The organism is Gammaproteobacteria bacterium, assembly GCA_013214945.1.
GTDB lineage: Bacteria > Pseudomonadota > Gammaproteobacteria > Enterobacterales > Psychrobiaceae > Psychrobium.
On the sequence record JABSRT010000005.1, the window covers coordinates 62,797 to 87,330 of the forward strand.

Genomic DNA, 24,534 nt, shown 5'->3' on the forward strand with positions numbered 1-24,534 from the left:
ATGACTACTGATAATCGCATTGATAATAGCCGCGTCATCCACGCGCCAACTGGTACTACTTTAAGCTGTAAAAGCTGGTTAACCGAGGCGCCAATGCGCATGTTAATGAATAATCTCGATCCGATGGTGGCCGAACACCCACAATCGCTAGTCGTTTACGGCGGCATTGGCCGGGCTGCACGCGATTGGGCCAGTTATGACAAAATAATCGAGACCCTGCAGCGGCTTGAAGACGATGAAACGCTATTAGTACAATCAGGTAAGCCGGTAGGCGTATTCAAAACTCACAGCAACGCGCCTCGAGTATTAATTGCCAACTCTAATCTGGTGCCGAACTGGGCCAACTGGGAACATTTTAACGAATTAGACCGTAAAGGGCTGATGATGTACGGCCAAATGACCGCCGGTTCTTGGATTTACATTGGTTCGCAAGGCATCGTTCAAGGCACTTACGAAACCTTCGTCGAAATGGCCCGTCAGCACTTCGACGGCAACGCCAAAGGCAAATGGATTTTAACCGGTGGCCTTGGCGGCATGGGTGGTGCACAGCCACTAGCAGCAACGATGGCAGGTTATTGTATGTTAGCGGTCGATGTTGATGAAACCCGGATTGATTACCGCATTGAAACCGGTTATGTCGACAAGAAAGCCACTAGCCTCAAACAAGCCTTAGCCTTAATTAATCAAGCGGTCGAGCAAGGTCAAGCTATCTCAGTCGGTTTACTTGGCAATGCCGCCGATATTTATAGCGAACTGGTGGCACAAAATATTACCCCTGATGCCGTAACCGATCAAACCAGTGCTCACGACCCACTTAATGGTTACCTGCCTCAGGGCTGGACTATGGAATACGCCGCGCAGCAGCGTAAGTTAGACGAAGCTGGCGTTGTTAAAGCCGCTAAAGCATCGATGGCGGTTCAGGTGACGGCAATGCTAGCAATGCAAAAACGCGGCGCGCCGACCGTTGATTATGGCAACAACATTCGTCAAATGGCCTATGAAGCTGGCGAACTTAATGCGTTTGATTTCCCCGGATTTGTACCTGCTTATGTTCGACCATTATTCTGCGAAGGCATCGGACCATTCCGCTGGGTTGCTTTGTCTGGCGACCCAGAAGATATTTACAAAACGGATCAAAAAGTTAAAGAGCTAATTCCTGATAATCCACACCTACATAACTGGCTCGATATGGCTCGCGAGCGCATTCAGTTTCAAGGGTTGCCAGCGCGAATTTGTTGGGTCGGCCTCAAAGACCGCGCGCGCTTAGCTCAAGCCTTTAACGAAATGGTTAAAACTGGCGAACTATCAGCGCCGATTGTAATTGGTCGTGACCACCTCGACTCAGGATCGGTTGCCTCACCAAACCGTGAAACGGAAGCTATGCTCGATGGCTCTGACGCGGTATCAGACTGGCCATTGCTCAACGCGCTGCTTAATACCGCCAGTGGTGCCACTTGGGTTTCACTTCATCACGGTGGTGGGGTCGGCATGGGCTTTAGTCAACACTCTGGTGTCGTTATTGTGGCCGATGGCAGTGATGAGGCTGACGCTCGTATTAGCCGAGTACTGTGGAACGATCCAGCAACCGGCGTCATGCGCCACGCCGATGCTGGTTACGAAATTGCTCGTCAATGTGCCCACGAACAACGGTTAGATCTACCAATGATTAATGCCTCACATAACAATAAAGTAGATAATAATAATGAATAAATTAACAATTACTCCGGGTCAACTGAGCCTGAGTCAGTTACGCAAAATTAGCCGTAATCCAACGACCCTTAGTCTTGATCAAAGTGCAATCGCCGCAATTGAAAAAAGTGCCGCAGTTGTGCAGCAAATCATTGCCGAAGATCGGGTCGTTTATGGCATTAACACCGGTTTTGGTTTACTGGCCAATACCCGTATTCCAAAAGACAAATTGGAAGAACTGCAACGTTCTATTGTGCTATCACACTCGGCTGGCATCGGTAAATACATGAGCGATCAAACGATTCGTTTGATGATGACCTTAAAAATAAATTCATTAGCGCGTGGTTATTCAGGTATTCGACTGGTAGTTATTGAGGCTTTAATGCGTTTAGTCAGCGCCCAAGTATATCCCTGTGTGCCAGAAAAAGGCTCAGTAGGTGCATCGGGCGATTTAGCCCCACTTGCACACATGAGTGCGATTTTACTTGGCGAAGGTGAAGCACGTCATAACGGTGAAATTATTAGCGCCAACGAAGGCTTGACCATTGCAGGTCTTGAGCCAATGACCTTAATCGCCAAAGAAGGGCTAGCCTTGCTCAACGGCACCCAAGCCTCAACCGCCCTAGCGCTTGAAGGCTTGTTTAACGCAGAAGATTTATATGCCAGTGCCAGTGTTATAGGCACAATGAGCGTAGAGGCAGCATTAGGCTCACGCAGCCCATTCGACGATCGAGTTCATCAGGTGCGTGGTCAACAAGGCCAAATCGATGCCGCCAGCATTTATCGCTCACTATTAACCGACAGTACTGAAATTAGCGCTTCACACGCTAACTGCGAAAAAGTGCAAGACCCTTACAGTCTGCGCTGTCAGCCGCAAGTCATGGGCGCTTGTTTAGCACAAATTCGCTTTGCCGCATCAGTCTTACACGTTGAAGCCAACGGGGTAACCGATAATCCACTCGTGTTTGCCGACGAAGGTGATATTATTTCTGGTGGTAACTTCCATGCTGAACCAGTCGCCTTTGCGGCCGACAACTTGGCGTTAGTCATTGCAGAAATTGGTTCATTATCGGAGCGGCGTATGGCGTTATTGATTGATAAAAGCATCAGTAACTTGCCTTCATTTTTAGTCGACAATGGCGGAATTAATTCTGGCTTTATGATTGCGCAAGTAACCAGTGCCGCATTAGCCAGTGAAAATAAATCGTTAGCGCATCCGGCGTCAGTTGATAGCTTACCGACCAGTGCCAATCAAGAAGACCATGTTTCAATGGCCACTTATGCGGCCCGCCGCTTACGTTACATGAGTGAAAATACCCGTGGTGTTTTAGCGGTTGAGTACCTCGCTGCGGCTCAAGGCATGGATTTTAGAGCGCCGCTGTTGTCGTCGGCTAAAATTGAACAGGCTAAATTGATTTTACGTGAAGAAGTTGATTTTTATGATAAAGATCGATACTTCGCACCAGATATCGAACGTGCAAGCAGCTTATTAAAACAAGCGATATTAAATGATTTAATTCCAGCAGGCATGCTGGCCAGCTTTTAAGCCATTGGTATGGTGAAAATAAGCGCCGTTACCACGGCGCTTATTAGCGATTAAATTAGCCGATATACTGCGGCCGACCAATGTGATGGCCTTGCGCAAAATCGACTCCGATGTCTTGCAAACATTCTAAGATTTGTTCACTTTCAACATATTCGGCAATCGTCTGCTTGTTCATCACGTGAGCAATCTCGTTAATTGACCGGACCATCGCGTAATCAATCGGATCTTCAACCATGTCAGAAACAAAACAACCGTCAATTTTTACAAAATCTACTGGCAAGTTTTTCAAATAGCCAAACGACGAAACCCCACTGCCAAAGTCATCGAGCGCAAACAGACAACCCCGCTGTTTAAATTCGTTAATAAACCGCACTGCGCCAGCCATATTAGAAATAGCAGCCGTTTCGGTGATTTCAAAGCAAATTTTATCGGCAGGCACCTCAAGCCGTTCAATCTGAAACACCACATACTCCAAAAAGTCTTCATCACTAAGCGACTGACCGGATAAATTAATCGCACAATGGCTCATTTGATCAATGCGACTGGCCGGACTCGCCAGCCAACGAAAGGCAGCGGCAATAACCCATTCATCGATTCTAGTCGCCAGATTAAAACGCTCGGCAGCCGGGAAAAATGAGTCAGGCAATACCACCGAATCATTATCACGCAAGCGTAATAGTAATTCATAACTTGGCTTGATATCACTGTTGGGATCTACCGGGCAAATTTTCTGAGCGTATAAACAAAATTGATGTTCGACAACCGCTTGCTTTATGCGCCTGACCCACTCTGTTTCACCACGGCGGCGACTGATTTCATGATCTGATTCGCGATAAATATGGACCCGGTTTCTGCCTGCCGCCTTGGCGGCATAACAGGCTTCATCGGCCGAACCCATCACTTTCACTAAGCTGTCAGTTTCGGGGTTAATCACCACCAGCCCAATACTAACCCCAATCGAGAATGCTTGGTTTTTCCAAATGAATTTATAATCTTGAATCAATTGTCTGATCGTATTAGCAACCATTTTAGCCTGCTCTAATGAGCAGTACTCCATCAAAATAGCAAACTCATCACCACCTAAACGAGCTAGTACATCACTTTTACGCACCTTTAAATGCAAAATGTCCGCAACATTTTTCAATAAAAGATCGCCGGCTAGGTGACCACATGAATCATTAACTAATTTAAACTGGTCAAGATCGAGATAGCACAAAACATGCTCGGCTTTGTCGTTATCATTGTCGAGCAGCTGCTGCAATAATCGTTCGAATTCATGCCGGTTAATTAAATCGGTTAACGCGTCATGCGACGCCTGATAAGATAGCTTTTGCGATAATTTATGCTTTTCAGAAATGTCTTCCGACACAATAAAAACTTTAGCTGAATTATTTTGATCGGTCACTACCCGCGCCGTTTCTTTGACCCAAATGACTTTACCCGATCGATCAATTTTTCTCAGTTCCCAGCTATGAGCGTTATCAGGATCAGCAAAACACAACTTAAGTTTAGCCATAAACGCGGCACGGTCATCAGGCAGAAAGATCTGGCTGATATTGGTATTGATCAGTTCGTCGACCCGGTAACCTAAGTCTGTCGCGCCATAGGCATTAACCGAAGTAATAAAAGCCTGCGCATCAACGGTAAAAAACATCGCGGGGGCATCATCGTACATTGACTGTAAACGTTGCTCACTACGCGCTAACGCTTGTTGAATCAGCTTTAGCTCGGTAATGTCTCTTGCTGATACCACCACCCCAATAATGTTATGGTCACTATCAAATGATGGGTTATGCTGACCTTGGATCCAACGGACTGAGCCGTCAGGCGCTTTACGCTCAAACTCGGTTGTAATCGCTTGACCTTCGCGCAGTGAAATATCAAGGCTCGCTTGTAAGCCACCATAGAAAACGTCGTTACCGTGTAACTCAAGCACCGAATGATTAACAATTTCACTAATTGATTTGTTAAATTTCAAACAATAGGCATTGTTGACCGCGCGATAAATATAATTGGTATCAACAAAGGACATTAAGTCATCGGTCGCCGATAAAATGTCATGATAGTGCCGAATAAAATCCTCACTGCGCTGACGTTCGACCTCATAAGCGACCCGATTTGAAAACGCCACTAATAGCGGCGTTATTTTCGCTACATTTTTGATTGGCCGTTCGCTAATTACCGCCAGCACCCCGAGCGCATCGCCATTAGAGTCAAATAAGGGCGCACCAACATAGCCTTGAGCGTTTAAATCTTGAAGTAAGCTAAACCCAGGAAACAACTGCTGCACCTGCTCTGGATAGGATTGAAGCTGTTGACCAACCACCATTTCACAAGGGGAGCCTTTAATCGAGTACTCAAAGGACGATAATAATGCACCACGGTTATAGGCCACGACTGATTCAAGCACATCGCCACCATTTTTCGGCATGTGACTAATAATGACATAGTCGACATCAAGCACATCTCCAATAATTTTAGCTAATTGGGCAAAAAGTCCTTGTTCAACCGGTAAGCAATAACCTTCAATTAACGCCTCAACCTCTTGATTGTGTAAACGGCGCTCTAACTCAACGCTTGCTCGCCCCGCATAAGCCCTTAAAATAGAAAAAGGATACTTACGTATTTTCGAGTCGGCACTCATCATGGTTAAATAGCCGATTACTTGATCTTTAGCATTAAGCAAAGGCAGCGCTACAAAAGCCGTTATATGATGATTTTTCACAAAAAGATCTTGAGGGAATAACTGCTGAATCTCCTCGCCATAACGACATGAACGATGCCCTTTAAGTTCAGAATATGGGGTATTTATAGTCGAGAATTCGGCCAAAGATTCTAATTGCCCTTTGGCCCAGAAAGCGAGTGGCTTAGCAACATCTGACTCCATATTGCAACTTTGCAGCGCCATGACGTAATCACAACCGAAAAAATTTGCAAGCCGTTCAACCAGTTGCTCAAAAAAAATGTCAACAGGGATCGACACTAGTTGCTCAACAGCTAGTTGATAAAGAGGAAAGCTGTCACTGTCGACAGTCCAATCAAAATTTGATGTGATGTTTTTTTCTTGCTGCGGCATTTATTTCATCCAATACGATAACTGCTACATATTTCATGTTACTTTAAAATGGTACTTCCAGCACCAGCATAATAAACCTACTAACTTGTGCGCGATGTTTAAATGAAGCGCTAGCAACGAGATTTATACATCTTTTAATCAGGTTTAATTAAAAAGACGTTAAACACGAAGTTATCACCTAATTGTTTTTTTGCAAACTTCCAAGTCCGATAAATAATAATTTTTAGCCGAAAACAAACATCAACAAAAAAATAACCGCCTGTTTTATATAAACAATAATCATCAATGTTTTAATTAAACAACAATAAATTAAGAACAATCTCTGTCATTGTATTGATAACTTGCCAGCAGCATTGACTGCCAATTATCTAAACGGCAGCAGCGAGGGTGGCTCGATGGTTAAAAGTAAGGTACATATGACACTGGCTTTCTCGCAGGAATAATATCAATATGAGCAAACAATCGTTAAAAATCGTCGCCGGTTATGCAAAAATAAATCAAGATGATGGCCTTAACATCACTCAACAAATTGCACATTTTAAAACCAGATTAGAAGCGGTCAAGCAGGCCGGCATTACACCGGTGCAACTAACGATTGAACCCTTATCGAGTGATTGGCATAGTGAGCTACCTGATAATCACTTTCGCAGTGGTTGCGCGCCGATAATGGCATTGGCTCGCGCGCAAGAATTAATAGAACAAGGGCATCATGCGGTGGTTATTAGCGGTAGTGATCCGTTAAAAACAGGTTATCAACGTCAGGAACGGCATCAACTAATGGCAGTTTATCGTGATGATTTATCAATCGCTCAGCTCTATGATGAGTTGGCTCATGAGTTTATTGAGTTACACGATACTGATAGCAAAACCTTCAAGCAACTTGCCAATAATTTATTCGAAAATTACACCAAAAGTCATCAACTGGCCCAGCAACAACAGCGTGCTCATTTCCCCGCGCCTGAGCCTAAATGGTTTAACCAAGTAACCCCTTTATTTCGAGGCGTTGACTGCGCCAACCCTTTAGTCGATTTTTGCGGTCATTTATTACTATGCAGCGATGAGTTAAGCCAACAATTGTGCTTAACCCCAAATACCACAGTAGATGTCTCTGGCATTGGTTTGGAATTACTTTCGATCGATGAGCCAAATGAATTACCACTAATAGCGAAATATCACCATTTAAATAGCGCTTACCGGCAGGCCTGCGCCCAAGCAAATTTAAATTTTGAACAAGCGATTAAAAATGGCTCGGCATTAATGGAGCTATATACTTGCTACCCGATTGTGCCGCTGGCTTTTTTACTCAGTAGTGGGCTGGTAAAATCGCTCGATCAGATAGCCGATTTTCTTGATAATCATTTAGTGACCATCACTGGCGGCATGAACTTAGCACGCGGACCGTGGAACAACCCGGCGCTCAATGGTTTAATTGGGATGTATCAGCAGTTATTAACCACCAATAAAGAGGTTGGTCTGGTCCATGGCAATGGCGGTATTGGTTACCGCCAAGGTGTCGCTATTTTACGTGTTACAGCGGCCTAACGGTCGAGCGGGTTGGTATAAGGTATCAGCTGTATTTGTTCGTCAATATCTTTCGATATCCCCTCAAATAAAGCCAATAGCTCGGAGTTTAGTTCAGCAAAAAACTCCGACGCTGGTAAATAAAATAACGCTCTGGCACCATGGTAGTCCATCACTTCACCGGCTTGAATAAATGAAAAGCCAAAACGATTGAGTCGCCGACGCAGTTTAGGCTCCATCATCACAAACGCGGCATCATGGTTGCAAATACTCACGAGTTTCAACGCCGCTAAATATAAGCCGATGGCAATGTTCGGGAAGCTACGTCGCTCTTCTTCGGTAAAAACGTGACCGCCATGATCGCCTGAGATTTCGTTAATGATAAATGGTTGGTTTGCTTCATTTCGACGACGGCGGAAGGTATCTGGTACCGCTAATCGAGATATTTCACCAAAACTGCCGCGGCGCAGCGCATTAATATCAACCACATCGTGCCTAAGGCTTGATAAGCAATTTACCTCAAAAGGGGTTTTTAGTTCTGGTTTATCCGCAGGTGGAATAATAATGCGAATGCAACCCGCGAATGCTTTGCTGGTACGATGCTGCAAGAGGCAGTAATAAGAATAATCATCGTATTCGTCTGTTTCCATGCCTGACGACTTTTTGCCTTCCCATTCTAATTCGCGGCAATAAACATCGTGGCGTATTTTAAAGACTTCTTGCCGTAGCTCTTTGGTATTAGCAACGACGACCCGAAAATATTTTTGAAAGTTATCAGCTAATGAAAGCGGCTCAGAATGGGACTCGGTAGTTGCTTGCGAATTACTAGTCATAGTGGCATCCATGTTTGAAATGATTTGCTATAAATAACAGATCACATCGCCAAGCAATCACATCCGCCACATAGCACTCATCAAGTCTAGTAGTAGATTTGCAATAGTTCAAACCAGCCAATAACCAAGCTAGCATTACAGCCTTTATCTTCAATATATTCATCCTATGATTCTTTAATCAACGCATGGCTTGCCGGCAATTGCGAAATTATCCATAACACTAACCGATGTTTAATATTAGGACCGTCTTCTTTATCTTCTGGCAGTGGTTTAATCAAACCATCACTGACCAGTAAACGATAAATACATTCAACCTTGTCTTTATTCGAAATGCCTTTGTCAAAGTCAGCGTAACCACGCTTTTTGGCGTAACCGCCCCCTATTTCCATGGCCAGCTTGAATAACTTGTCTTCATTCTTATGCTTTTTCATCGATTATCCCTCTATTGGTATACTGCTTATCTAGATTAATTGGCAATTCCTTCCTTAGCGACTTGCCATAACGAATTGACTAAAGGTGTTTTTAAACGTTTTTTTAGGGTGCAAATCCCCACTTCAAATGGTGCAAGTTCCGGTTTAACATCAACCATTCGAATTAATTCTTTTAACGGACTGTTGTCCAATACAATCTTTGGCACGACGCCAATGCCAAAGCCTAAGCTAACCATACTCACGATCGCTTCATTGCCAGCAACCTCAGAATATATAACCGGCCTAATGCCTTTACGCTTAAACCATTGATCAAGGCGTTTTCGGGCAAAGCCCTGCTCCGGCACTATCATTGGCAATTCAGCCCAAGGCAACACCTGACCTTGAGCGCTATCAATAATCGCCTGCACATCGCAGCGGATGGTCGGAGCAATAAAAACCAAGGGTGACCAGCCAATCGTTTGAAAGGCTAAATTGACGGGCATTAAGTCGGGTTTGGCGGCAATCGCCATATCTTCCTGCTCGTTCAGCACCCGAGGCACAGACAAGGCGACATCGCCAGTCCTAAGCTTAATTTCAACTTTGGGGTGGCGCTGGCGATAACGTGCAAGCATTTGGTGTAAAAAACTATGACTGGCGGTAACAGAACAATAAATACTCAACTCACCACGTAGCTCATTGCTGTCATCGTCAAGCGATCCTTTAAAGACATCCCATTGCGCCAGTGTGGTGGTCGCATACAAAATAAAGAGCTGACCATGATGACTTAAGGTGACAGTTCTATTATCGCGCTCAAATAACACAACGCCGAGCTGCTGCTCGAGCTGCTTAATATTTCGGCTTAACGTCGATGGACTAACGTGGCACTGTTCACTCGCTTGGGCAAAGTGCAGCGTATCGGCAAGGGCTAAAAACATTTTCAGTTGGCGATTGTCCATTGTCTTACAGCCCTTATTGATGCAAATAATGCAACACAGTAGCCCACATATATCATTTTACGCAAGACTAAAATTGATTTATGGTAGTTTCATCATCACCAAATAGGTGATCTCTTATAATATTTTCAGTAGGAATTTAGTCATGGCTAACAATTACTTCAATACATTACCACTTCGCGAGCAGTTAGCTCAGTTAGGCAAATGTGAGTTTATGGACATCTCTGAGTTTAGCGATGGTGTTCAAGCGCTTGTCGGCAAAAAACTTGTTATTGTTGGTTGTGGCGCGCAAGGCTTAAACCAAGGTTTAAACTTACGTGATAGCGGCTTAGACGTTTCTTATACCCTACGTGCTGAAGCAATCGCACAACAACGTCAATCATGGAAAAATGCAACAGAGAATGGTTTCACTGTTGGTACTTATGACCAATTAATTCCAGATGCTGACGTTGTATTAAACCTTACTCCTGATAAGCAGCACAGCTCAGTAGTTGAAGCGATTATGCCGCTAATGAAGCAAGGCGCTTGCTTAACTTACTCTCACGGTTTCAACATTGTTGAAGAAGGCATGAAAGTTCGTGAAGATTTAACCGTTATCATGGTTGCGCCAAAGTGTCCGGGTACTGAAGTTCGTGAAGAATACAAACGTGGTTTTGGCGTGCCTACGCTAATCGCTGTTCACGCTGACAACGACCCACAAGGCCAAGGCCTAGCATTAGCAAAAGCTTATGCCGCTGGTACTGGTGGTCATAAAGCTGGCGTATTAATGTCTTCTTTCATTGCTGAAGTAAAATCAGACCTTATGGGTGAGCAGACCATTTTATGTGGCATGTTACAAACTGGTTCAATCTTATGTTTTGACAAAATGGTTGAACAAGGCATTGAAGCAAGCTACGCCTCAAAGTTAATTCAGTACGGTTGGGAAACAGTAACTGAAGCACTTAAGTATGGCGGCGTAACCAACATGATGGACCGTCTGTCTAACCCTGCAAAAGTTAAAGCGTTTGAGTTATCGGAAGAGCTAAAGCAAATCATGCGTCCACTGTACAACAAGCACATGGACGACATCATGGGCGGCGCGTTTTCGTCAGGCATGATGGCTGATTGGGCTCAAGATGATGCTAAGTTACTTAACTGGCGTAAAGAAACGGGCGAAACTGCGTTTGAAAAGCAAGCCGCTGGTGACCATGAAATTACCGAGCAAGAATACTTCGACAAAGGCATCTTAATGGTTGCTATGGTTCGCGCAGGTGTTGAATTAGCTTACGAAACAATGGTTGCTGCAGGCATTAAAGAAGAGTCTGCTTACTACGAGTCGCTACATGAAACGCCGTTAATCGCTAATACGATTGCACGTAAGAAGTTATACGAAATGAACGCGACTATTTCTGATACTGCAGAATACGGTTGTTACTTATATAACCATGCATGTTTACCGCTATTAAAAGACTTTATGACTCGCATCGATACCGATGTAATTGGTAAAGGCCTAAGCGAAACTAGCAACGGTGTTGATAACGGTCAGTTAATTGCGATTAACGAAGCATTACGTAATCACAGCGTTGAACAAATTGGTAATACTTTACGCGGCCACATGTCAGCGATGAAGAAAATTGTCTAACTAGTTATCGTCCAGAAACAGACATCCTTGCCTGTTTCTGGAGACACTACCGTAAAACGTGGTTTTACTTCGCTTTCATTTTCAACAAGTTGAAAATATTGGCACATCCCTATACCACATAGCCAGTGTCCTGCTTCGCAGTTTCTGAATGGACACTAACTAGGCACCAATACAACTCAATTTAACACCTTGCGTGTAACTTAAAGCCAATGACTTTCATTGGCTTTTTTTATGCGTTAACTCAATAAGCCAGCGCTTGAATAAATCTTAATATCCCTTAATATATTATATATGACTATCGATAAGGCTCGTGTCTTGTTCATACCCATTAAATTTATGATCTTGTTGTGCGCAAAGAGAATTAATGGAATTGGTATCATTACGATGGCTTAATTTTTATCTGCTATAAACAATAAGGCTATATCAATGCAAGACATTATTATCGAGAGCCTCATCGCTTGCTCGTCTTTGGTCGTATGTTGGACATTATTCAGGGCTGTCACTAAATACCAGGTGACCACTCAACCAGGGTCACTGTTAATCCTCACTGGCTTTAGTTTACTTTGCTTGAGTTTTCTCATCGATATTACCGATAATTTCCCCCAATTAAATCAATACGTACTTATCGGCGATACCGACGCTCAGGCCTTCATCGAAAAAGTTATTGGATCGCTGCTTGGCCTAATTTTTTTAGCTATCGGCTTTCGACGCTGGTTGCCGTCAATATTAGAGCTAGCCGTCGCCAAAAATGAACTTCTCCAACTCAACAATTCGTTAGAACAGCTAGTGAGCGAGCGAACTACAGAGCTTAGTATGGCTAACAACCAACTGGTGATCGAAATTAATGAGCGCGAACAAGCTCAATTAAAATTAAACGTCGAACGATATCAAGATTTGCTCACCGAGTTACCCAATCGTTACGCACTGCTAAAGTATATTACTGCAGGGAAAAACAAAAACCTTCAGAACAATTACCACCATGCGGTGTTTTTAATCGATATTAACAATTTTAAATCAATCAACGACTCACTCGGCCATGCCAAAGGTGACCAAGTATTGAAATCGATCGCCAAACGTTTATCGTTTAATCATCGTTCTCAAGATTATCTGGCTAGGATTGGCGGCGACGAATTCATGCTAGTCATTCAAAACTTAGATCAAGAACCGCAGCGGGTTGCATTAAAAACATATAACCACGCGATTGGCATTCTCGACATTCTAAGCACCCCATTAAAAGTCGACGGTCAAGTAATAAATTTAACCGCTTGCATTGGTATCTCGGTATTTAATCATCACTCGACTAATAGCGCAGAAGACATCCTTCGCCAAGCCGATATAGCACTTTATGATGCCAAGGATAAAGGCAAAGGATACTTTTCATTTTTCGAACCACAAATGCAAGAAAAAGCCCAAAAATTCTTAAATCAAGCCAATGAATTACACCAAGCAATAAAAAATAACGAATTTGAACTCGTTTATCAGCCCCAAGTTGACAACAACGAAAAGCTAATCGGAGTTGAAGCGTTACTGCGCTGGCACCACCCGACTAAAGGCGTGATTGGGCCTGGTGAATTTATTGCTCTGGCTGAAGAAATTGGAGTTATTGATAAAATTGGCCGCTATGTCTTAGACCTCGCGTGTCGTGAATGCGCAGCACTGGCCAGCGCCGACTATCCGCAGTTACCACTAAAGGTTGCGGTTAATATAAGTCCGAGTCATTTCTTGCAAGAAGACTTTGTCGGTCAAATTGAAACCATTTTATCGCGCCATGATCTGCAACACATCCAGTTAGTCATCGAAATCACCGAAGAAGAAACCGTGAGTGATATTAATGATACCTGCGCAAAAATGAATAAACTGCGCAGCTATGGCATTCAATTTTCGCTCGACGATTTTGGCACCGGTTATTGCTCACTGACCTACTTAAAGAAACTGCCGGTCGATACCGTCAAAATAGATCGCTCGTTCATCAGTGAAGTTGATAAAAATGCCGATGATGCCTCAATAATTACCGCGATATTAACCATGGCTAATGCGCTCAATATTAATGTTATCGCTGAAGGCATCGATAAAGAAGAACAATATCGCCTGCTCAAAGCAAAATCGTGCCAATACTACCAAGGTTTTTTCTTTGGCAAGCCGCAAGCTATTACAAAATTATTGAGTAAGTCCCGGTTACAGATACGACCAGTAAAACAACCAGCAATAGATCAGCTTGATTAAGATTTTATGCCCGCAGTAAGCTTAAATTCAGCTTGATATTGCTCTAATAGCGCAACCGATAATCAAACAGTGAAGATTATGCTAAATAAATGGCTTTAAATGACTCGCCAGCTAGCTTTATTACTGTATTTTGATTAAATTAACACTATTACCTCCTACAAAATTAATGGATTACCCCATGTTAGAGACAGCACTGCCAAAATTAGAGCAGCATATTGAAAAATTACTGGAGAAAAACCAGTCATTACAGCAAGACGTTGCCAGCCTTAACCAGAAAAATGAACAGCTTCAATCTCAGTTGCAGCAACTATCTGATGAAAGTGAAACGCTACAACTAGAAGCGCTCGAGCAAGAAGAAAAGCAAACCACCACGCTCAGCAAGATCAACACCCTGTTAAATCGACTTGAGCAGGAAGCATGAGTCAAAAGCTAGAAATTACCTTGCTTGAAAAAACAATGACTGTTGGTTGCCCTCAGGGGCAGGCGACAGCACTGTTGGAATCTGCCGACGTTTTAAATCAAAAAATGGCAGAAATACAACAAAAGTCACCAACCACTAGCCTGCTTAACATCGCCTTGATGTCTGCGCTTAACCTTAGCGGCGAATTGCTAATAGCCAAGCAAGCTCAACAAACACTTAGCAATGAGCTAACTACCCGCTTAGAGACGCTCACTCATACCATCGAACAAGCATTAATCGCCAAGACTAAATAAATTTCTGACTCATCATCTTACTCACGGCTGTTATGGCAAAAACTTGTTAAATAATTTACTCTAGTAACACCCTTAGTCCGTTCGGAATCAATATCTTGACCGATTATCTAAATAAACTGCTCTCGCTATATCAGCCACTCACTCAATATCAATGGCTTGATACCACCATTTTAGTCACTCTGATGTTCACTATTAGTTTTGTGGTCGATAAAATTGATCGTCGAATTTTGGTCAATCTATTGCATAAACTGCTTGATAAAACCTCGCCATTTTTATTTAAAACCTTAGATAAATATCAAGCCTTAGCCAAGATTGCCGCCGTCGTGCCGCTGCTGATTGTTTTCTTACTTATTCCTATCGCACTAAACAGCTACCCCTGGTTACGAGATCTTGGGTTATTAATCTGTAATATTGCCATCATGATCAAAGTATCACTGTTCATGCTAGCGATGCTTGATGTCCTGCTCGACTATACCCGCCGCCACGGCCTCAACAGGAAGTTGCCGGTCAAAAGCATTATTCAGTTAATCAAAGTAGTGTTAGTACTGATCTTAATTGTCTTAATTATTTCAACCTTGCTAAATAAGTCGCCGTTCTACTTCCTCAGTGGTGTCGGTGCGATGACCGCGGTACTGTTGTTAGTCTTTAAAGACACCATCTTAGGCTTTGTTGCTGGCGTTCAGTTGGCGGCCAATCAAATGGTTGGTCGTGGCGATTGGATCGAAATGCCTAAATATGGGGCCGATGGCGAAGTGCTTGAAGTAGCACTCACCACAGTACAGGTTCAAAATTGGGATAAAACCATCACCATGATCCCAACCTATGCGCTGATCAGTGACTCATTTAAAAATTGGCGTGGCATGGAGCAATCGGGTGGTCGCCGGATTAAACGTTCAATAAATATCGACATTAACAGCATCCGTTTTCTCGATCAGCCGATGATAGATCATTTAATGAAAATTGCTTTTATCAAAGAGTACTTGGCCGACAAGCAACAGCAAATGGATGCGAATAATCAGCTGCTCGATAGTGATCTTAATATTACCGCTAATGGCCGCAAGCTAACCAACATCGGCACCTTTCGCGCTTACGTCGAGTTTTACTTGCGCCAGCACCCATTAGTTAACCAAGAAATGACCTTAATCGTGAGGCAATTGGCAGCAACCGAACACGGATTACCGATTGAGCTTTACCTCTTTTGCACCGATCAGCGCTGGGCAGCTTATGAATCTATTCAGGCCGATTTATTTGATCATATTTATGCTGTCTTGCCAGAATTTAAGCTGCAGCCATTCCAAAATCCAACGGGCCAAGACTTTAAGCACCTAAGTAACAATAGCTAATCGAATGAATGCTCATTATACCAAGGTATAATGAGCGCTTAATGACAAAAAACACCGCCCCTGCAACCAATACCCAACAGACAGTCAACATTTCGATACATCAAAAAAACAGTTAATTAACGTTTTTCATTGCTTTTAAGTGCAATATTTGCCAAATTAAGTGCAAATTACATTTAGCTCTCGTATTGTGCCATCACATTTGGTTACTTTTCGACCAGGGCAAAAGACTGCAACAAGCAGCAAAGGCCTGATAATGTCTCTATTAGAAATAAAAAACCTTCGGATTGAATACCCTTCCCGCCATGGCGTTGAAGTTGCGGTAAAATCCTTATCTTTAACCATTGAACGCGGTGAAATTGTTGGCGTGGTCGGTGAATCTGGTGCAGGAAAATCGACAGTCGGCAACGCCGTAATCGATTTGTTAAGCCCTCCTGGTATTGTCGCTAACGGCGAGGTATTTCTCGACGGTGAAAAAATTTCGGGGTTAACAGCCCAAGAAATGCGGAGCGTGCGTGGATCTAAAATAGGTTTCATCTTTCAAGATCCTATGACCTCGCTTAACCCGTTATTTACCGTTGAGCGCCAATTGATTGAAACCATTCATGCCAACATGAAGGTGTCTGACAAAGAAGCCTACGATCGGGCACTGACCCTGATGAACCAAGTTGGGATCCCTCAGCCTGAAAACCGCCTTAAACAGTTTCCGCATCAATTTTCTGGCGGCATGCGCCAACGCGTCGTTATTGCGATTGCTTTGGCTGGTGAACCCGACTTAATTATTGCCGACGAACCCACAACGGCATTAGATGTCTCGATTCAAGATCAAATCTTAACCTTGATCCGCAATTTATGTATCGAGAAAAATGTCGGCTGTATGTTAGTCACCCACGACATGGGCGTGGTCTCTAACGTGACCGATCGTGTTGCAGTGATGTATCGTGGCGACTTAGTTGAATTTGGCCCAACGGCCAAAGTATTGGGCGATCCCGATCACCCATATACCCGTAGCTTAATATCAGCCGTGCCACGTTCTGACATTAAACTCGACCGTTTTCCGTTAGTAAGTTATATCGAAGAAGCTCAAGAAATGGAGCAACTAGATATTAAGAATCACTGGCTTGGTCAAAGCCAAGATCATCGCAGCTACACCGGCTCATTACTCACCGTTGAGGACGTTAGTTTACGTTTCGTCACCAAAGATTCGTTCTTTGAATCAAAGCGTGAATATGTTCAAGCATCAAATAAAGTTAGCTTTGTAATAAATGAAGGTGAAACTTTCGGTCTAGTTGGCGAGTCAGGCTCTGGAAAATCAACCATTGCTCGGATTATTGCTGGCTTATATAAGCCAGACTCTGGTCAGGTGACGTTTGAAAACATCGATTTAACTGCCATAAAATCTGAAAAAGAACGTCGTCCACTGCGCCGTCAAATGCAAATGGTGTTTCAAAACCCATATACTTCAATGAATCCTCGCATGAAGATTTATGACATCATTGCCGAACCAATTCGCTTTCATAAATTAACGGCCAATGAAAATGAAACTCGTCAAATAGTTACCGACTTGCTCGAGCACGTTGGATTAGGCGTAATGGCCGGGCTTAAATACCCGCACGAATTTTCTGGCGGCCAACGCCAGCGTATTTCAATCGCGCGGGCGCTAGCCACTCGACCACGATTACTCATTTGTGATGAACCAACCTCAGCACTCGACGTATCGGTTCAAGCGCAAATTCTTAATCTGTTAAAAGATCTGCAACAAGAGCTAAACCTAACCATGCTATTTATTAGCCATGACTTACCTGTTATTCGCCAAATGTGTGATCGGGTTGGGGTGATGCAAATGGGTACCTTGTTGGAAGTGGCGCCGACCGAACAATTATTTACGGATCCACAACACCCATATAGCAAGAAACTAATTTCTTTAATGCCTGAGTTTAAAGGCCTAAAAGCAGATATCAGCACCTTCAAGTAAGCTGGTGAATAAAGCATGCCGTTATATAGCCTGCCTCATTGGAATCTCGGTTTCAATGAGGCCGGATATAAACGGATAAAATAACAATAATTACAACTACTACTACAACTAGGGATTGATTCCCGCGTAAGGAGTTATGCATGAAAACCATCAAGACTAAACTTGCTGTCGCATTAATGGCTGCAACCTTAAGCCTAAGCGCAACAGCAGCCGACATTACGGTTGCTTACGATGCTGATCCAGTATCTCTTGACCCACATGAGCAGTTATCAGGTGGTACACTGCAAGTGTCTCACATGATTTTTGATCCGTTAGTGCGTTACGACCAATCTTTCAATTTTGAAGCACGTTTGGCTGAAAGCTGGGAACGAGTTAACGATACTACGATGCGTTTTAATTTACGCAAAGGCGTTAAGTTCCATTCTGGTAATACGCTAACAGCCGACGATGTTGTTTGGACTTTTGCTCGCTTACAAAACTCACCAGATTTTAAAGCTATTTTTGCACCATTTGAAAAAATCGTTAAAATCGACGATTACACCTTCGATCTAGTATCAAAAGGTTCATTCCCGTTAGTACTGCAAACAGCTACTTACATTTTCCCAATGGACAGCAAGTTCTACTCTGGCAAGATGGCTGACGGCAGCGACAAAGCGGCATTGGTTAAGCACGGCAGCTCATTTGCATCAACCAACGTTTCTGGTACGGGTCCATTTGTGATCACGTCACGCGAACAAGGCGTTAAAGTTGAATTTGAACGTTTTAACGACTACTGGGACACCGCTTCTAAAGGCAACGTCGACAAGCTAACATTAGTGCCAATCAAAGAAGATGCGACTCGTGTTGCTGCGCTTCTTTCTGGCGATGTTGACATGATTGCACCAGTTGCTCCTAACGATCACAAACGCATTCAAAGTGCTAAAAACATTGATCTAGTGACACTGCCTGGTACTCGTATCATCACATTGCAAATGAACCAAAACAGCAATGAAGCACTAAAAGATGTTCGTGTTCGTCAAGCGATTGTGCATGCAATCAATAACGAAGGCATCGTGAAAAAAATCATGAAAGGCTTCGCAACCACAGCTGGTCAGCAAAGCCCAGCAGGTTACGCCGGTCACAATGCTGAGCTAACGCCACGTTACGACATTAAGAAAGCGAAAGCCCTAATGAAAGAAGCTGGTTATGAAAACGGCTTTGCATTATCAATGATTGCACCGAATAACCGTTACGTAAACGATGCGAAAATTGCGCAAGCAACTGCGTCAATGCTAACTAAAATCGGCATCAAAGTTGATCTTAAAACCATGCCAAAAGCGCAATACTGGCCTGAGTTTGATTTATGTTCAGCAGATATGCTAATGATTGGTTGGCACTCAGACACTGAAGATTCAGCTAACTTCTCTGAATTCTTAACCATGACTCGTGACGAAGCAACTGGCCGTGGTCAATACAACTGTGGTCACTTCTCAAACCCAGCAATGGACAAAATGGTAGAAGCTGCTAACGTTGAAACTGACAGTGCTAAGCGTGCTGAAATGCTTAAAGGTGTTGAAGCAACGCTTTATAACGAAGCTGCATTTGTACCGCTACACTGGCAAAACCTAGCGTGGGCTGCAAAGTCTAACGTGATGATTAAGCCTATCGTTAACGCGATGAACTTCCCTTACTTTGGCGACCTAGTCGTTAAGTAAGTCTCGACATTCATCGACTATCGCGGGTAACAACCCAGCCGATAGTCGATGAATTTTATTTTGTTGTGGTGCTTTTTTTAGTACTTATTTGCGTCGTTATTTTGTAATACTTATTTTTACAGCACGTATTTTACAACACTTAGTTTTAGGTGATTAACCACACCAGACTAAGGTCATATTTAGAATTTTAAAAGGGGCAAGAGATGTTTACGTTTCTGGTCAATCGCCTGTTTCAGGCACTGATAGTGATGTTTGTGATCAGTTTAGTGGCGTTTTCCATCCAGGATAACCTCGGCGACCCATTACGAGAACTCGTCGGTCAATCCGTTTCAGAAGCGGAACGACAGGCTTTACGTGACGAACTAGGGCTTAATGACCCATTTGTTACCAAATATACCCGTTTTATTACCAACGCCGTGCAAGGCGATCTTGGTACCTCATATTTTTATAAACGCCCCGCTGTTGATGTCATCTTAGATAAGTTAATTGCCACCCTCGAATTAGTCGTCGGTGCGACCTTTATTATTATCTTTTTGTCGATCCCATTAGGCGTTTATTCCGCTATTCACCCACGCAGCTTTTTTAGTAAAGCCGTCATGGCGTTTAGTAGTATTGGCATTTCTGTACCCGTGTTCCTCACCGCCATCATGCTAATGTACGTTTTCTCGATAGAACTGCAATGGTTGCCATCTTATGGCCGCGGCGAAACCACTAATTTACTCGGCTGGAATTCAGGTTTTTTCAATGCTGATGGCCTAGCTCATCTGGTATTGCCTTGTGTTTCTCTGGCCTCAATTATGTTGCCACTGTTCATTCGTCTGGTTCGATCTGAAATGTTAGAAGCACTAAGCTCTGAATACATCAAATTTGCCAAAGCGAAAGGCTTAGCCTTAAATAAGGTTTATTTTCAGCACGCATTAAAGAACACTATGCTGCCGGTATTAACCGTTGGCGGCGTGCAAATAGGCACCATGGTTGCTTACACCATTTTAACCGAAACGGTTTTTCAATGGCCCGGCACAGGCTTCTTATTTTTAGAAGCGATTAACCGAGTTGATACCCCGCTAATCACGACTTACGTTATTTTTGTCGGCTTAATTTTTGTGGTTACCAACACCATTGTTGACCTATTGTACGGCTGGATCAATCCAACCATCGATCTAACCGGTAAAGGAGCATAACCATGACCATTATTAGCGCTGCTCCAACTCGTTTTGAACGCTTTAAACGCTCTGACATTCTGTACTACTTCTTAAGAGATAAAGTGGCAATGTTTAGCTTTGCGGTCTTTATGACCCTGCTGATTGTCTCGTTAGCCTCACCACTGATTGCACCAACCAATCCTTATGATTTGTCGACTATCGACATCATGGACTCGGAATTACCGCCAGCTTGGCTTGAAGAAGGTGACGAGCGGTTCCTACTTGGTACCGATGAGCAAGGCCGCGACATTTTATCGACCATTTTGTATGGTACGCGTTTGTCTTTAACCATCGGCTTTTTTGCCGTCGCGTTACAGCTATTCCTAGGTATTATCATTGGTCTATCGGCCGGTTACTTTGGTGGCCGCATCGACTCGTTCTTAATGCGCTTTGCCGATGTGCAACTGTCGTTTTCCACCATGATGGTCGCTATTATCATTTCGGCAATTTTTAAAGCCAGTTTTGGCTCTGATTTTTATAACCAATATGCGGTCTTAATGCTGGTCGTGATTATTGGGGTGGCCGAATGGCCGCAATATGCCCGAACTATCCGTGCTTCGGTATTGGCTGAAAAGAAAAAAGAATACGTTGAAGCGGCACGAGTTATGGGCTTTAAAGCGCCTAGAATCATGTTCCGCCACATATTGCCTAACTGTTTGTCGCCAATTTTAGTTATCTCAACGGTGCAAATAGCCAATGCTGTCATGTCAGAAGCCGCCCTGTCGTTCCTAGGTTTGGGTTTACCTGTTGATCAGCCATCACTTGGTGCACTGATTAGTACCGGTTTTAATTACATATTCTCAGGCGCTTGGTGGATCACCGCTTTCCCTGGTTTTGTATTAGTATCATTGGTGTTGGTTATTAACTTACTGGGTGACTGGTTACGCGATGTCTTCAACCCGAAGATCTATAAAGGCTAATCATTACCTAAACAAGAGTTATTAACATTACAAGTCACTGAAAAACAAAAAGAAGGCCACGCTCATTGTGGCCTTCTTTTTTTTCAAAACACGTAAATTGCATTTGACCAGCTGCCAAATTTACGCCATCATTGCCCCAAATTTATTCAGACCAATTAAGAGATTTTATGCTGGCACAACCAATGATCGAGAAACTGAACGAACAGATTAATCTTGAGTTCTATTCATCAAACCTTTATCTGCAGATGAGCGCTTGGTGTGAAGACAAAAGCTTTGACGGCGCCGCGTTATTTTTACGCAAGCATGCCAACGAAGAAATGGAACACATGAAGCGTCTGTTCACTTACGTATCTGAAACGGGTGGCCTACCAATTTTAGGTGCTATCGATGCGCCGCCGCATAATTTTGAATCATTACGTGATGTATTCATTCAAATTTTCGAACATGAATGCCTAATCACTAAACAAATTAATGACTTGGCTCATGTTGCATTTAGCTCACAAGACTACTCAACCTTTAATTTCTTACAGTGGTATGTTGCAGAACAACACGAAGAAGAAAAGTTATTTAAAGGTATTTTAGACAAGTTAGAATTAATTGGTCACGACGGCCCAGCAATGTTCTTGATCGACAAAGACTTTGCCGCACTAGCCGTTAGCGGTGGCACCAGCATTATGACACCGGGTTCAACCGTCGTGTAAATTGCTGTATAATCACCCGCTCAAAAAGGATGCCTCGGCATCCTTTCTTTTTTTTATAGAGAAAAAACATGACAGAGTTCGACGTAATAATTATTGGCGCAGGTGCTGCGGGTCTTCACTGTGCGGCAACCGCCGGTTATCGAGGCCGTAAGGTACTACTGCTCGATAACGCCAAAAAAGTCGGACGCAAAATTTTAATCAGTGGCGGTGGCCGTTGTAATTTCACCAACTACAATATCGAACCTAGCGCCTTTTTATGCAGCAACAAGCATTTTGTAAAATCAGCGCTAAGTCGCTATACCCAATGGGATTTTATTGCGATGGTCGACAAATACCAAATCGCCTATCACGAGAAAACCTTGGGTCAGTTATTTTGTGATGACAGCGCCAAAGACATTGTCAGCATGCTTGAAACTGAGTGTAAGCAAGCCAATGTTACCACTCAATTACGCACCGAAATTACGGCGATAGAGCAGCTAGATCAAGGTTTTTCAATTGCGACTAGCGAAGGTCAATTGCGCTGTCAGTCTTTAGTCATTGCGACCGGCGGGCTGTCAATGCCAAAACTTGGCGCGACCCCGTTCGGCTACAAAGTTGCGCAGCAGTTTAAGCTTAAATTAAAAGACACCACGGCCGGCTTAGTGCCTTTTACGTGGCAAAACACCGACAAAGACGACTACGAGTGCCTGTCGGGCATTAGCCTGCCGGTTAGCGTGACCAGCGAAAGCGGCGTTAACTTTAGCGAAGACATGCTATTTACCCACCGTGGATTGTCTGGCCCAGCTATTTTGCAAATCTCGTCGTTCTGGCAACCAGGACAAGCGGTTACCATCGATTTATTACCCCATGGTGATTTAAACGAACTGCTAACAATCGCGCGTGAAAGCAACCCTAAGCAAGCCTTAAAAAATTGTCTGGCACAGCATTTTCCTAAACGATTAATAGAGCGCCTAGTCGAGCTTAATAAGTTAACCGACAAGCCATTAAATCAGTTCAATGAAAAAGACTTTGCCACCATTGCTAACTATTTCCACCAATGGCAGCTAAAGCCAAATGGCACCGAAGGTTACCGCACCGCTGAAGTAACATTAGGCGGCGTCGACACCGACGAGATCTCATCAAAAACCATGATGGCAAAAAACGTGGAAGGTTTATATTTCATTGGCGAAGTAGTTGATGTTAGCGGCTGGCTTGGTGGGTACAATTTCCAGTGGGCTTGGGCAAGTGGTTGGTGTGCTGGGCAGTACGCTTAGAAACGGTTGTTGGTAGAAATCATTTAAACCTCAATATATTACCTCTGTTAGTAAAAATAACAGAGGTGACCTCATTACAGTCACACCAAATATCACGTTTAATTAATCTATTGTAGAATCAACAATAAATTAATGCGTGTCCCATATTTTAACGGTATATATTTTATTACTGGCACAAGGAAAAACATGAAAGCTAAAGCCATGAAGGAGTCTCTTATCCAGACCTTAGGTTAATTAGTTAGACCAAACCATGATTTAATTATAGTTATATTATCCAATAAAAAACTATCGTTATCATAAACTCTTGAAAGTGCATATCCTCCTTGTATATAAGAGATGATAGCCTGAGCCATTAACTTGGGGGTCATATTGTTTTTTATTAATGACTGAGCATGAGCTTGCTCAATATTTGAAATTAAAAATACCAAAAGATCATCAAAATACTTTCTTATCGGCGTGGAAAGCTCTCCCTTGTTTACAGAACTTTCATAAACAAAGCGACCAAATTTACACCCTTTTGTGCCTTTGCGACCAAATTTTAAATATTCGTTTAATCTTTCAATGGGTGAATCATATGTCTGCATAATAATATCCAGTTTTCTCGACTCTAAAATTGCGAGATTTGATAGTACTTGATTTGCCAAATCATCTTTGCCAGCAAAGTGGTGGTAAAAACTCCCCTGTCCTACACCGCTTTTCGTATATATTGCTTGAGGACTGGTTGCTTCAAAACCATTCTCTAAGAATAAAATAGTAGCAGCTTCAAGGAGTAACTCTCGCCCAGCCCCTCTAACTAGTCTTTCTTTTTTATTCAAAGTATTCTTCATTTTGTTAAATTCCGATTGCATCATAATTATATGTAC

The 24,534-nt window shown here is 43.2% G+C and carries 19 protein-coding genes; 14 read left to right on the top strand and 5 right to left on the bottom strand.

The window, feature by feature from the left end; genetic code table 11:
* The gene (locus HRU23_04650) at positions 1–1,710 is read left to right on the top strand and encodes a urocanate hydratase (protein ID NRA53411.1); all 1,710 of its coding nucleotides are present in this window, start codon (positions 1–3) and stop codon (positions 1,708–1,710) included.
* Complete coding sequence (hutH, locus tag HRU23_04655) at positions 1,703–3,235, top strand: histidine ammonia-lyase (protein ID NRA53412.1); 1,533 nt, start codon at positions 1,703–1,705, stop codon at positions 3,233–3,235. The genes HRU23_04650 and hutH overlap by 8 nt, the downstream gene beginning before the upstream one ends.
* A 55-nt stretch (positions 3,236–3,290) precedes the next feature.
* On the opposite strand, the gene HRU23_04660 is transcribed toward hutH, so the two are convergent.
* Positions 3,291–6,311 (bottom strand): EAL domain-containing protein, encoded by a 3,021-nt coding sequence (locus HRU23_04660; GenBank protein NRA53413.1) that lies wholly within the window; start codon positions 6,309–6,311, stop codon positions 3,291–3,293.
* A gap of 450 nt (positions 6,312–6,761) precedes the next feature.
* Between HRU23_04660 and HRU23_04665 the strand changes: the two genes are divergently transcribed.
* The gene (locus HRU23_04665; protein NRA53414.1) at positions 6,762–7,853 is read left to right on the top strand and encodes a hypothetical protein; all 1,092 of its coding nucleotides are present in this window, start codon (positions 6,762–6,764) and stop codon (positions 7,851–7,853) included.
* Here the strand turns inward: HRU23_04665 and HRU23_04670 are convergent.
* From HRU23_04670 to ilvY, 3 genes are all read right to left on the bottom strand, one after another.
* Positions 7,850–8,665: a PEP-CTERM/exosortase system-associated acyltransferase gene (locus tag HRU23_04670; protein NRA53415.1), complete on the bottom strand. Its 816-nt coding sequence runs from the start codon at positions 8,663–8,665 to the stop codon at positions 7,850–7,852. The genes HRU23_04665 and HRU23_04670 overlap by 4 nt on opposite strands.
* A 164-nt stretch (positions 8,666–8,829) precedes the next feature.
* Positions 8,830–9,096 carry a DUF5062 family protein gene (locus HRU23_04675; protein NRA53416.1) on the bottom strand — a complete coding sequence of 89 codons (267 nt, stop codon included), beginning with the start codon at positions 9,094–9,096 and terminating at the stop codon, positions 8,830–8,832.
* Between the two features lie 35 nt (positions 9,097–9,131).
* Complete coding sequence (gene ilvY, locus HRU23_04680; protein ID NRA53417.1) at positions 9,132–10,031, bottom strand: HTH-type transcriptional activator IlvY; 900 nt, start codon at positions 10,029–10,031, stop codon at positions 9,132–9,134.
* 142 nt (positions 10,032–10,173) lie between these two features.
* On the opposite strand from ilvY, the gene ilvC reads away from it, so the two are divergent.
* The 11 genes from ilvC (at position 10,174) to HRU23_04735 (ending at position 23,671) form a co-directional block, all read left to right on the top strand.
* Positions 10,174–11,649, top strand: coding sequence for a ketol-acid reductoisomerase (gene ilvC, locus HRU23_04685; GenBank protein NRA53418.1), 1,476 nt, complete (start codon positions 10,174–10,176; stop codon positions 11,647–11,649).
* Positions 11,650–12,216: 567 nt separating this feature from the next.
* Positions 12,217–13,872 (top strand): EAL domain-containing protein, encoded by a 1,656-nt coding sequence (locus tag HRU23_04690; GenBank protein NRA53419.1) that lies wholly within the window; start codon positions 12,217–12,219, stop codon positions 13,870–13,872.
* 178 nt (positions 13,873–14,050) lie between these two features.
* Positions 14,051–14,293, top strand: a complete 243-nt coding sequence (gene zapB, locus HRU23_04695; protein ID NRA53420.1) for a cell division protein ZapB — start codon at positions 14,051–14,053, stop codon at positions 14,291–14,293.
* Positions 14,290–14,586, top strand: a complete 297-nt coding sequence (locus tag HRU23_04700; protein NRA53421.1) for a cell division protein ZapA — start codon at positions 14,290–14,292, stop codon at positions 14,584–14,586. Before zapB ends, HRU23_04700 begins: the two co-directional genes overlap by 4 nt.
* Positions 14,587–14,681: 95 nt before the next feature.
* Positions 14,682–15,929: a mechanosensitive ion channel gene (locus HRU23_04705; protein ID NRA53422.1), complete on the top strand. Its 1,248-nt coding sequence runs from the start codon at positions 14,682–14,684 to the stop codon at positions 15,927–15,929.
* Positions 15,930–16,182: 253 nt separating this feature from the next.
* The gene (locus HRU23_04710) at positions 16,183–17,901 is read left to right on the top strand and encodes an ABC transporter ATP-binding protein (protein ID NRA53423.1); all 1,719 of its coding nucleotides are present in this window, start codon (positions 16,183–16,185) and stop codon (positions 17,899–17,901) included.
* Between the two features lie 140 nt (positions 17,902–18,041).
* The gene (locus tag HRU23_04715; GenBank protein ID NRA53424.1) at positions 18,042–19,595 is read left to right on the top strand and encodes an ABC transporter substrate-binding protein; all 1,554 of its coding nucleotides are present in this window, start codon (positions 18,042–18,044) and stop codon (positions 19,593–19,595) included.
* A gap of 203 nt (positions 19,596–19,798) precedes the next feature.
* Complete coding sequence (locus HRU23_04720) at positions 19,799–20,776, top strand: ABC transporter permease (GenBank protein NRA53425.1); 978 nt, start codon at positions 19,799–19,801, stop codon at positions 20,774–20,776.
* Positions 20,777–20,778: 2 nt separating this feature from the next.
* A complete protein-coding gene (locus HRU23_04725) occupies positions 20,779–21,717 on the top strand; it encodes an ABC transporter permease (protein NRA53426.1) in 939 nt (312 codons plus the stop codon).
* Between the two features lie 167 nt (positions 21,718–21,884).
* Positions 21,885–22,418, top strand: coding sequence for a non-heme ferritin (gene ftnA / locus HRU23_04730; GenBank protein ID NRA53427.1), 534 nt, complete (start codon positions 21,885–21,887; stop codon positions 22,416–22,418).
* A gap of 68 nt (positions 22,419–22,486) precedes the next feature.
* Positions 22,487–23,671 (top strand): NAD(P)/FAD-dependent oxidoreductase, encoded by a 1,185-nt coding sequence (locus HRU23_04735; GenBank protein ID NRA53428.1) that lies wholly within the window; start codon positions 22,487–22,489, stop codon positions 23,669–23,671.
* A gap of 230 nt (positions 23,672–23,901) precedes the next feature.
* On the opposite strand, the gene HRU23_04740 is transcribed toward HRU23_04735, so the two are convergent.
* Positions 23,902–24,486 carry a TetR/AcrR family transcriptional regulator gene (locus HRU23_04740; protein NRA53429.1) on the bottom strand — a complete coding sequence of 195 codons (585 nt, stop codon included), beginning with the start codon at positions 24,484–24,486 and terminating at the stop codon, positions 23,902–23,904.
* Between the last annotated feature and the right edge of the window lie 48 nt (positions 24,487–24,534).

What these genes read in the sequence shown, in the direction of transcription:
- HRU23_04700 (NRA53421.1), top strand. Translation starts at nt 14,290, where the DNA reads ATGAGTCAAAAGCTAGAAATTACCTTGCTTGAAAAAACAATGACTGTT.
- HRU23_04670 (NRA53415.1), bottom strand. Translation starts at nt 8,665, where the DNA reads ATGACTAGTAATTCGCAAGCAACTACCGAGTCCCATTCTGAGCCGCTT.
- ftnA (NRA53427.1), top strand. Translation starts at nt 21,885, where the DNA reads ATGCTGGCACAACCAATGATCGAGAAACTGAACGAACAGATTAATCTT.
- ilvY (NRA53417.1), bottom strand. Translation starts at nt 10,031, where the DNA reads ATGGACAATCGCCAACTGAAAATGTTTTTAGCCCTTGCCGATACGCTG.
- HRU23_04720 (NRA53425.1), top strand. Translation starts at nt 19,799, where the DNA reads ATGTTTACGTTTCTGGTCAATCGCCTGTTTCAGGCACTGATAGTGATG.
- HRU23_04735 (NRA53428.1), top strand. Translation starts at nt 22,487, where the DNA reads ATGACAGAGTTCGACGTAATAATTATTGGCGCAGGTGCTGCGGGTCTT.
- HRU23_04715 (NRA53424.1), top strand. Translation starts at nt 18,042, where the DNA reads ATGAAAACCATCAAGACTAAACTTGCTGTCGCATTAATGGCTGCAACC.
- HRU23_04665 (NRA53414.1), top strand. Translation starts at nt 6,762, where the DNA reads ATGAGCAAACAATCGTTAAAAATCGTCGCCGGTTATGCAAAAATAAAT.
- HRU23_04650 (NRA53411.1), top strand. Translation starts at nt 1, where the DNA reads ATGACTACTGATAATCGCATTGATAATAGCCGCGTCATCCACGCGCCA.
- HRU23_04660 (NRA53413.1), bottom strand. Translation starts at nt 6,311, where the DNA reads ATGCCGCAGCAAGAAAAAAACATCACATCAAATTTTGATTGGACTGTC.
- ilvC (NRA53418.1), top strand. Translation starts at nt 10,174, where the DNA reads ATGGCTAACAATTACTTCAATACATTACCACTTCGCGAGCAGTTAGCT.
- HRU23_04710 (NRA53423.1), top strand. Translation starts at nt 16,183, where the DNA reads ATGTCTCTATTAGAAATAAAAAACCTTCGGATTGAATACCCTTCCCGC.
- HRU23_04675 (NRA53416.1), bottom strand. Translation starts at nt 9,096, where the DNA reads ATGAAAAAGCATAAGAATGAAGACAAGTTATTCAAGCTGGCCATGGAA.
- hutH (NRA53412.1), top strand. Translation starts at nt 1,703, where the DNA reads ATGAATAAATTAACAATTACTCCGGGTCAACTGAGCCTGAGTCAGTTA.
- zapB (NRA53420.1), top strand. Translation starts at nt 14,051, where the DNA reads ATGTTAGAGACAGCACTGCCAAAATTAGAGCAGCATATTGAAAAATTA.
- HRU23_04725 (NRA53426.1), top strand. Translation starts at nt 20,779, where the DNA reads ATGACCATTATTAGCGCTGCTCCAACTCGTTTTGAACGCTTTAAACGC.